Below are 10,380 nucleotides of genomic sequence, written 5' to 3'. Positions count from 1 at the left end.
TCCCACCGTGGTACGCATCGTTGAGAGGCGTGGTGGGATTTGTTGCTGCAAACAATACTCTTTTTTATTGGAAACTCCAAATATTTTCTTCAAAATCTGCTTGTCAAATATGGATTTTAACGTAAAAAGTTCTAATTTCCAAGTTTTTCTCCTTGTAAGCTATGCGAGATTTAGAAAAATATCGTATCTTTGTCCCCGAATTAAGGCGTTCTTTGCATATTGCAAAATACAGAAACGAGCAGAAGTCCGCTCGTTTCCATATTGTTACCTATATAATATAGGCAAACGCCCAACTTCTTGATTTTCAATCAAAGTCCAATTTAGAGCGAGTTAGATTAATTTCTCCCCTCTATATTCTATCGTTCCACAAGAATTATTATATTTTAATCCTGAGGAAACTTCTTTACAATAGTTTCATAAACAACAATGCCACTTCACACACCTTTTAGTGCGCAAAGTGGCATTAATTATAAGACGTTGAACGAGCAGTAACCCGTTGTATCTCTGTAGCCTTCTGTTGTCTCTATTCTCATTTTCTTCCCAATGCGATATGTCCCTTTCGTATATTTCTGACGTACATTGCCCAGATCAATTTGAAATTTTCTGGCAGTGTTTGGTCGGATGCCAAGACCTATCTCTATAAAGGCAGCATTCTTCAATGGAATCTTTTTCCAACCTTTATTTTCCTTCTCGATAAAGTACTCATAACCAACGATACAAGTCCATGGTGAATTGTTGGTTATAGTCAACGTAACAACTTGAGGTTTATTCGTAAAATGCGTCTGCGAGAGTTCCAAGCCAAGGTTTCCTTGTACAGAGTTGGTCTCTTTTGCTGTTTTGGTCTCTTGCTCGGATTTATTCTCTTGCACATTACTAGTTAAAGCACTTGCTTCCGTTACTTGACTATTACTTTTATCCCCAACAGAGCAAGAAAGAAACAATAAACATGCAATCATGCATCCTAGCAAAAAAATAAAATTAATTTTCATACTCATTATTTTTTATGTTAGACAAAAATGAAAATTACAAAGGTCACTATCACTAACCTATTTTGTTTTGGCTTTATTATTAACAGTTTCTTCATAAACAATCATCTATTAAAATCCTGACTACTACTATTGCTTCCACTTCCAAAAGAACCAAAACCATTCCCACTTGAAGAAGAACGTGTATTTGAATTGCCTTTTTTATTGGACAGTAGTGAATTATGATAAATCGAGTTACTTCATTAAAATTGATTTATTATTGCTGCCATAGCCGATAATCTTGACATCTACTTTTGAATGGATTAAAGTTGGTGAACCTTGTATCTTGTATTGGAAGTAGATTGTATCTATTTTCTCTGTTGTGGCTATTTTAAGAGTTTTAACTTCGTCGAATATATCCAATGTTATCTTTTTGAATTTTTTATTGTCGCAAGCAACCACTTTTTTTTTAACAATATATCCTCGTTGGTCTGTCGTGTATTCAACAGCAACGTATGCTTCCAAATTATTTTTTTGAAACTCAATAGGATATTTACACTTTTTTTCCAATTCGTTTATGAACAACTCTCTATTTCTATAGCCAGGATTACCTGAGCTTACTTGGCGTACACCAAATAGTTGCGGAGATGTTCCCACAAGAGACACATTAGTATTGGAGTTGCATGAACCAAATACTACCAAAACTGTCAATAATATAATACCCACTAATTCCTTCATCTTTATTCTATATGATTTTATCCATGACTCCACTTTAAAAGTGGATTAAATTTGAATTAAACATATGTCTTGGAAAGCCTTTATGCAATCCTCGGCGTTAACTAACTCTGACAACCAGTTGGCGAACGAGTTGTTTATGCAACGTGAAAATGCCTCCTGTAGCCCAAATATAGCCCCAAAGTGGGGCGATTCGCTCTTTGAACTATTTTGTTGCCATCTTGGAGAAACCAAAACACTTTTTGCCTAAGTCCTTAATGGATGCACCTATGTGATATACACAGTTCGCTGCTCTCCTTTTTTTCTATTTTATCTGTCATATTTATATTCATTTTTCCAATATCACAAATTGTGACTTTGAACATTACCATATTTAACAGCATTCAAAGGTAGTGCTTTTAGCCTTTAAGCCACTATTGCACAAACCCTTTTTGAAAAGAACGTAAAATCAATAGTTTTATTGCTATGATTGTGTATTTTTAATCGCTTAACTCGTTGCACCGTATTTACCCCTTAAACGGATGATTTCCCGACAACAGGAGTCGATAACATTACAATAAGCCCACAAAAGGGAGAACAGATATATGATTTGTCTGGAAAAAAGGTAACAAGCATAGAGAACGGACGCATATATATTTTTAATAATAGGAAAAAGGTAATATCTACAATTCATTAAAAAGAAAAAATATTAGAAAGGAATTATGGAAAGCGATATTTGCCCATAATTCCTTTTATTTTTATATGACCCCACCAACTCCAATTGGATATAATCAAAACGGTACGACCGGTTTCCAGAAATCGCTAATTTGATTTAGTTTCAAGTTTCTCTTCCAAACATTAGCTTTAACAAAATGCTCTTCATAAACAGCCCTGTCTCGCTCTGGATAAATGTTCCCTTTCCAATATTGTCTCAATTCGGCAACCTTAATGAGATGTCCATTGGAGCATACATATTTTGCATATTCGTTCTCTGCGGAAGAAACATACACTCTTGAAAGAATACACTTGTATTTGTCGCTGATTTTGGGGTTTGGAATATCTTTGAATTCTTCAATTTTGTCATAATGCTCAGTATTAGGATTCCAAACATATGCATCAAAATGTTCAGTGCCAGAAGCACCAAAGCTACCCAAATAAAACAGCACATCTTCTTTTATACCGTCAAAATTCAAGTCAGTCAACAGACAACTATCAATACGTTCTTCATTTGGTACAAGATCATCATCTTCAGGATATTTGTATCCGAAGCGATGAATGGTCTTGTCGCCACGTTTTATAATCACTCCATAATCAACATCGTCAACCTCATGCTCTATCATAAGGCTTAGAGTGTCGTCATTACTTCTCATAGAAGAATCAGAAGTTGCTTCTTTCTGTGGAACACATTTCGTTTTATTCTTATAGCATCCCCATACTACAAGAAAACTACAAAAAATGAGTAAAATAAAAACTATCTTTTTCATACTTCTTTTTATTTTTATTGCGACAAAGATATAAACCGCTTCCTTCCTGACTGTAATCGGAATGAGATATTATCACGCTCCAATTGCGCACAGGTCGAAAGCGTGGCTATCATTATAGGAGCAAAAAGGGACGGATGCCCTTCATCGTCCAACAATATAAGCTGTTCCTTTTGAATGTAGAGGTTAATGCCACAATGTTGCAATTTATTCAGATATAAATGTAACTTACTTCTATCAATTATTTGTCCGGCTTCAATTTCTCTATAGCACAAATGGCTTGTAGCTCGACCTTTTTAATGTGAGGATAAGTCTTCTTATAATTATCTGTCACATCTTTAAAGATACTCTCACCGTCACTATAGAATGTAGCCAAGACAACTGCTCTATAATCTTTGAAAGGCAACAAATACCAAACTTCTGTATTATCAGCATTTTGTTGGATGTTAAGAACTCCCTCCATACGTGTATTTCCTTCACTGTCTGCATCGGCAAGTAATAGAAACGAAGATAGGCAACGCACTGCGTTCCCTATCTTTTTATCACTTGTTGCGTCTGTTTTTTGAATCCATACCTTTAGAAAAAGCACGAAGTTGTTGCTTCCCAAGGAGGCCATGAAGTGGTGATGAACGGAGAATAACACTACTCACACTCTCTCGGAGGGTGTGACAGAAGTTCTTTTTGTACAAACACTCCTTTCTCGAACTTCCATTTTCCAAACTCATAATCAACGGCAGAACCACGGCTGAAAGATTCTATAATCTTTTCTTTTTCGTTAAGCGTAGGATTGGGAATATCATGGAATGATGGAACAAACAAGAACTTCTGCTTGACTTCATTCCAGACATAAGCATCCCAATATTCCACACCTTGATTTCCGAATTGTCCCAAATATACCAACAGATCTTTATTGCCATCAAACGTCACATCAGCCATCAGACAGCTATCCTTCCGGCCACCATTTGGGTCAAAAGTATCGTCCTTTGGATAAGAGAAAGGTATAATTTGTACAGTTTTCTCCCCTCGCATAATAAATACTTCAAAATCGAAATCCTTGGACTTGGGAGATTGTGTTCTTATAACAGCGTTAAGCGTATCTTCCGATGCAATATCTTGCTTGTTAAAGACTTTGCCCGAAATCACACTATCGGTGTCAATAGACATGCTGTCTTTGGTAGGGTTTCCCTGCCCCACCTTACTTTCCTTGCAACCGAAGATCAACATCAAAGAAAGTATTACTAATGTACTATCGATAATTCTTTTCATTGTCTTTAAATATTTTGATCATTTCATTGCGTTAATTTTCTTATATAAGATAAATATCACTTATGCCTTTAGCTTCTCCTGTAAAAATATAATTAATTCTCATTGTACCATAGCCTGCTATAAACCATACTCCAGCAATAATAGTTCCAACACCAGTTGTTGAAACACCAAGCATAGCTCCATTTATTAAATGTGAAGGCTTAATCTCTCCAGAAAGGAGTATATCAGCTCCTGTCAAAACAGCTCCTGCATACGTAAGCTTGGTCGAAATATTCCGAGCCTTAGCTACTGTTAGAGTATGTATTGGTATGCGCCATCTGTCCGCCAGCCTTGCCACTCTGTGGAACTGACGCACCATTTACCACGCTGAGCACATTGCTCACCGCATCGTAGGTATAGGCATTGTCCATAATGGCGTTGCCACCACTGTTCACGGTGAGGTTCTGTAATCTGCGACGCTGTGGGTCGTAGGTGTAGGACGTCTCCGCACCGTTGCAATACTTCAAAGAAGCAAAATGTGTATATTCTTTGACTTTTCCTGTTGATTTTACAGGAGGTTTATATCCTTGTCTTGATGATACATACATATGTTCTTATTTTGGGGTTTAATAAAAGAACGAAGATTGCTAAAGTTTATTGCTTAGGATTACATCATTTTACAAATGAAAGCACTATATGCTTGTGTCGGAAAGGTATATATGAGCTGATGGTAGAGTTGTCATCAACAACAATGGTCCTGATTTGATAAACTCAGCAGGAATACTTGCTATTCATTTTTTATGATGGGGTTATGTTTACAAATTGAGATTTCATGTAAAAAAGTCCTAATTTCTATGTTTCTCTTCTTGCAAATTATGGGATATTAAGGAAAATATCGTATCTTTGTCCCCGAATTGATGCGTTCTTTGCATATTGCAAAATACAGAAACGAGCAGAAGTCCGCTCGTTTCCATATTGTTACCTATATAATATAGGCAAACGCCCAACTTCTTGATTTTCAATCAAAGTCCAATTTAGAGCGAGTTAGATTCGTTAATTTAAAAGGAAAACTCCCGATAATTTGAAACTGATCAAATTATCGGGAGTTTCTCTTTTTATTCTAATATTTCTCCAGAATCTTATTCAGCAAGAAGGTGGCATTCTGGTTTCTTGCCACGCCCTTCTGTATCTTATAAGTATAGGTAACATCCGTGCCCAAATCTATCTCGAAACAATAGTTGTGGAATTTGCCTGATGCATCATTCTCCATCTTGGAGAGTTCCAAATCGTGGGTAGCAATAATGCCGCTCACCGGCTGCTTGGCGATGGCTTCGAGGAACTTTCTCGAACCATTCAGCTTATCCAATGAATTCGTTCCCTTCAGAATCTCATCCAGAATAATCAGCGTTCGGAGTGATTCCTTATTGCCCGCTATACTTTCCTTGTAGAACTTTCCCTCTGCACTTTCCTTGCAGAACTTCAGAAGTTCCTCCAATCTAATCAATTCTGCATTGAAATAAGAGATGCCGTGCGTCAAATCATCGGTGGTTCTCATGCTCGAGAACAATCTGAAACGTGAAATCTTCAGTTGATCCGCAAATACCGGCATACCCGCCATCGCCAGGATATAGTTCACGCCCAGCGAACGCAGGAAGGTACTTTTTCCCGCCATGTTGGCTCCGGTGATGATATAATAGTTGTCGTCCTTGATGGTGAAATCGTTCTTCACCGCCTTGGCACCCAGGAAAGGATGATAGAGATTCTTTCCCTCGAACACGATTTCCGGACTTCCGATTCCTGCATTTTCAGAAACATCGCTTTCGGTATCTGCTTCCGGACTTCCAGAAACAAATTCCGCCTCTTCCGCCTCCGGATGATTATATCTGAAATCCGCCATCGAAACCATTGCATCCATCTCGCTGATGATATGCATCCATTCCTCCATCTTCATCATATAGGTATTCTTCCATTTCAGGAAACTGCGAACCAGGAAGAAATCGCTCAGCATGAAGGCATCGGTGAAGAAAAGACCCAGGAAGTTGCCTCTTCTGTCATACCCCTTCAATATCTTTTCCAGTTGGGCAAAGGAAGGCAGGGCATCTGCCAGGGAATTCTGCATCTCCTTGCCTAATTCGCTATGGAAATTGCGCCTGTTGATAAGCTGAAGTATCTGGGCATAGGCGATGAGCTGATGTCGAAGCTTGCCGCCATTGCTGTCTATCTTGTCAAGTGTCTGCTTGCAGACAAAGAACACCACCATGTATTGAACCAACACCCACCACAGGGCGAAATTCACCGAAACCATATCGCATATCGATAAAATCACGGAACCGATGACTCCGATAATCAGCAGCCATCCGATAACGAGCGAAACCGGTGATCCAAACCATGCCGGCACCTCCATCTTCGAAACCTTCTGCATCGCATCTACCACCGCAGCAGAATCAATCTTCTTCATCTTGCCATTCACCATTTTGCCATCCGCAGTTTGGCTTCTGTTCTTTTCGCCAAGTGCCAGGAATTCCATTCGCCAGTTTTCGCCTTCTCCCGCCAATTCCTTCTGCAACTCTCTTCTTCTTTTGATATCTTCCATATTCAGAGGCGTATCCCGGGTAAGATTCCTGGCGAGTGCCTCCGAACCGCCCGATGTGATGGTTCGGCAGATGCGGTTGAACAGCGAACTCTTGCCGAAGACATCGAGGTCGAAGGAATAAGGATGCTGCGGATTCTGATAGGAATCGCCCGTCTCGAAAGGTGAGAAATCGCCCTCCAAAGCCTTGATTTCGTCCTGATAAACCTTGAGCAAAGCCGAAAGATGCTCTATCTTCTCCTTATTTTTGTCGTCAAGTCTTCTGATACCCAGATAGGCAATCAGGCACAACACCGCCCCCAACAGATAGTTCTGCGTATCTCCATCCAATGCGAAATAGCAGATCAGGAAGGCGAGGATGCCGCCGAAAGCCAGCAGCTCTTCTGTTATAAATCCCGTATTCTTACGCTTCAGGGCAGCCACCTCAGAAGCATATCGGCTTACATATTGTTGATAATTCTCCTTGATATTCATACTCCTTATTATTATTTTTCTTCTTTTCCTATTTCTTCTTCTTTCTCTTGTATTATGAATTTTTCTCCATCCAATTTATTATAGGAAATATTTTCCTCTTTCCACTTATCCTTTGCTGCCACCTGATTCTTCGGATATCCGATGATAAGGGTGTTGAGCGGAATCATCGTCTTGGGCAGATGCAGCAGTTGCTGCATTCCCTCGTATCGTTCTTTCAGGGGATAGAGGGCTGTCCATACTCCACCAAGTCCCAAGCCGTGAGCCATGAGCAGGATGTTCTCCGTGGCAGCCGAACAGTCTTGAATCCAGAACTCCTGCTCGATGCCTTCCAGTGTCTTGTCCAGACATCCGCAAACCACAATGGCGAGCGGTGGCATGTCTGTATAGCTTCTCACCGATGTACGGCTCATGATATTTTCAAAAATCTGATTCTTTTCCATCATTGCTTTTCTATGTGAGTCTTATTTTTTAGTCGAATCATAGCATTCCATAAGCCAGTCGAGCACATATTCTCTTTATGTTCTATTTATTCACTTTGCTATTCATTTTGCATTCTATCTTGATTGCTAAAAATGAAATGCGCTGCAAATATACGAAAGTTTTTCGGTAAATTTGCAGTGCATTGCAAATTTCTTGTGTTCCTTGGTAAAATTTGCAGTGCATTGCAAATTTCTTTCTGTAGAACTGATAACACTTTCTGTAAAACTGTATATCCGAGAATTTGTATTTATTTAGTTTTATTACCCGATACATCCTATAGTTTTTATCGCCCGATACATTCTATAGTATGCGTATATATAAGCCGATGTTGTGGTTATCATACTGATGAGATTCATGCAGGTGAAGGCTGCCTGCTGGGTGTTGCCTGCCAGATAAAACACTGCCGCAGGGAGGAGATTCGAGCATAGCAGCCATGCGATGAAAACCAGGACAAGGGCTATGCCCAGTTTGCGCATGTTGCCCCTGTGCTTGCTGCACAGATGACAGCCGGCTACCAGGGAGGCGATGACGGAAATCAGGCCCGTCGTGCTTTCTGTCCAGGTGAGTATGGAAGCCATTTGGGTAATCTGTCCGTTCTGCATCATCTTTACGAGATGAAGATTGAAGCATTGGCCCAGGATGAATGAGAGCACATAGTAAAGTACCATCAACTCGCTGCAGCGTCGTAGCAATTTTACGCCTGCCGGTAGCGTGTAGCGGAATATTCCCCATAAAGCTATAGGGGCGAGCTGCAAGACCAGTTGCTTGATGGTAACCAGGATGGGACTTAATGGAATCAGGATGGGACTTGTTCTGAAGGATAAGTCCGCTTGTCTGCAAACAGAAAATGCCAGCGAAAACAATGCGAAAATGCAATATGCATACATGGCATATTGTGCAATGCGATTTATATTTATAGAATGACTTTTTCTTTCCATAATTCTACGTTTGATGATTTTATAAACAGCTTATCTTGCATAAAGCTATTGCAAAGATACGAAGTTTTTGGGAGATTCTAGCAAAATAGGTGGAAAATGTTTGGCTATGATATATACTTGTTAAAAGAATGGCAGAGAGACCGATAAAAACTCTTAAAAAGCATAACGTATCTTCTTGGATATCAATATTTGTTGCTATCTTTGCACGTTATATACTAATAACGCTACATAGATAAATACTAATTATCAATATAAGTTTAATCATATAAGTTTAATCATGAATAATATGAAGAAGTTTTTTTTAGGATTGGCAGCTGCACTGATGTTAACTGCTTGCAATGAGAACAGACAGCCGGAAGCAACGACCAGCGTTGATTCTGCAAGTGTGGTAACCGATTTGATGATGAGTCGCAGAAGCATCCGTGCTTACAAGGATTCCGCAATCAGCCGCGATACCCTGAACGAGATTCTGAAATGCGGCATCCATGCGCCAAACGGTCAGAACCTGCAGTCGTATGAAATCAGAGTGATAGATTCTCCTGCCATCATCGATTCGATAACCCAAGCCGTGGTAAAGGATAATCCTAAGATAGCCGAGCGCAAGGGCTTCAAGAACATCTTCGTGAATGCTCCATGCGTGGTTTGCATCGCCTACGATACGACTTATGATATGGCGCAGATTGATTGCGGTTTGCTTGGCGAGAATATCATTCTTGCAGCATGGGCAAAGGGCATCGGCTCCTGCTGCCTGGGCAGTTCTGCCCGTTGGATATTGGATTCGCCGTCAGCCAAGCCTTACCTCGACCGTATGGCATTCTCCAAGAATTACAAACTGCTCTACTGCATCGCCCTGGGTTATCCTGACGAATCGCCGGAGGCAAAGCCAAGACACCAGGACATGATCAAGTTCATGGATTAAGACAAATGAAGGTTGATGTCCTGTTTCAGGACATCAACGTTTGAAGATAGATATGCATCTTTTTGAAACATGTAGGCAAAATATGAAAGGGCAAGTTCTCAATAGAAGGGCAAAAGCTTTGTATATTGCCAGGTATTTGAAAGCTTTTGTCCTTACAGAGCGACAGGTTTGCATTCATAAGCACCCAGGGCGATGCCCTTTCAGGGCTAGGAGCTTCTGCCCTTTCAGGGCGTGTGGGGGCTTACATGCGAAACTTGAGTAAAGGGAACAAGTCTTGTGCCTGTACAGTATCAACCTTTGTACGTCCGATTATCCGAAATTTCAGATAAGAAGGATTTATCAGTTTGGATAGAAGAACCATTGAAGCTGGAGCGCAATCATAAATATTATATAGGTATAGCTGTTATGGCAGGTAGCGGTAATGGCGAAATTCATTTTCCTGCTTATTTCAAGAAGGGCTGCGTAAGAAATCTGTGTACAGATAGGAAAAAGAATTTGCCAGTAACCTTGGGCGTTTTTCTTTATGGTATATCTGCAAAGCATCTTTAGTAACATTTTCTATTGTAACAACTAA

At 39.9% G+C, this 10,380-nt stretch carries 11 protein-coding genes and 1 pseudogene; 1 reads left to right on the top strand and 11 read right to left on the bottom strand.

Annotated elements, in window-relative coordinates:
- Positions 1-467: 467 nt before the first annotated feature.
- From CFT61_RS07580 to CFT61_RS16570, 11 genes and pseudogenes are all read right to left on the bottom strand, one after another.
- Entirely contained in the window at positions 468-989 is a 522-nt protein-coding gene (locus CFT61_RS07580; RefSeq protein WP_142990591.1) for an immunoglobulin-like domain-containing protein, read from the bottom strand.
- A gap of 231 nt (positions 990-1,220) precedes the next feature.
- The gene (locus CFT61_RS07575; protein ID WP_194252904.1) at positions 1,221-1,703 is read right to left on the bottom strand and encodes an energy transducer TonB; all 483 of its coding nucleotides are present in this window, start codon (positions 1,701-1,703) and stop codon (positions 1,221-1,223) included.
- A 767-nt stretch (positions 1,704-2,470) separates the two neighbouring features.
- On the bottom strand, positions 2,471-3,163 hold the full coding sequence (locus CFT61_RS07570; RefSeq protein WP_089543843.1) for an XAC2610-related protein: 693 nt from the start codon (positions 3,161-3,163) through the stop codon (positions 2,471-2,473).
- Positions 3,164-3,192: 29 nt separating this feature from the next.
- Positions 3,193-3,366 (bottom strand): annotated as a pseudogene (locus CFT61_RS17255) (recombinase family protein); the annotation flags it as partial.
- 35 nt (positions 3,367-3,401) lie between these two features.
- Entirely contained in the window at positions 3,402-3,749 is a 348-nt protein-coding gene (locus CFT61_RS07560; protein ID WP_142990590.1) for a hypothetical protein, read from the bottom strand.
- A 53-nt stretch (positions 3,750-3,802) separates the two neighbouring features.
- A complete protein-coding gene (locus CFT61_RS07555; protein ID WP_089543840.1) occupies positions 3,803-4,426 on the bottom strand; it encodes an XAC2610-related protein in 624 nt (207 codons plus the stop codon).
- A gap of 40 nt (positions 4,427-4,466) precedes the next feature.
- Positions 4,467-4,664, bottom strand: coding sequence for a hypothetical protein (locus CFT61_RS07550; RefSeq protein WP_089543839.1), 198 nt, complete (start codon positions 4,662-4,664; stop codon positions 4,467-4,469).
- A 43-nt stretch (positions 4,665-4,707) separates the two neighbouring features.
- Positions 4,708-4,932, bottom strand: a complete 225-nt coding sequence (locus tag CFT61_RS07545) for a hypothetical protein (RefSeq protein ID WP_254918907.1) — start codon at positions 4,930-4,932, stop codon at positions 4,708-4,710.
- A 593-nt stretch (positions 4,933-5,525) separates the two neighbouring features.
- Positions 5,526-7,469, bottom strand: a complete 1,944-nt coding sequence (locus CFT61_RS07540) for a MutS-related protein (RefSeq protein WP_089543838.1) — start codon at positions 7,467-7,469, stop codon at positions 5,526-5,528.
- An 11-nt stretch (positions 7,470-7,480) separates the two neighbouring features.
- Positions 7,481-7,912, bottom strand: a complete 432-nt coding sequence (locus CFT61_RS07535; protein ID WP_089543837.1) for a nitroreductase family protein — start codon at positions 7,910-7,912, stop codon at positions 7,481-7,483.
- 297 nt (positions 7,913-8,209) lie between these two features.
- A complete protein-coding gene (locus CFT61_RS16570) occupies positions 8,210-8,887 on the bottom strand; it encodes a hypothetical protein (protein ID WP_142990589.1) in 678 nt (225 codons plus the stop codon).
- A 286-nt stretch (positions 8,888-9,173) separates the two neighbouring features.
- Between CFT61_RS16570 and CFT61_RS07525 the strand changes: the two genes are divergently transcribed.
- Entirely contained in the window at positions 9,174-9,806 is a 633-nt protein-coding gene (locus CFT61_RS07525) for a nitroreductase family protein (RefSeq protein WP_089543857.1), read from the top strand.
- Positions 9,807-10,380 lie beyond the last annotated feature (574 nt).

It is taken from the genome of Segatella copri (assembly GCF_002224675.1).
GTDB classification, from domain to species: Bacteria; Bacteroidota; Bacteroidia; order Bacteroidales; family Bacteroidaceae; genus Prevotella; species Prevotella copri_U.
This window is presented reverse-complemented; position numbering and strand designations above follow the sequence as displayed.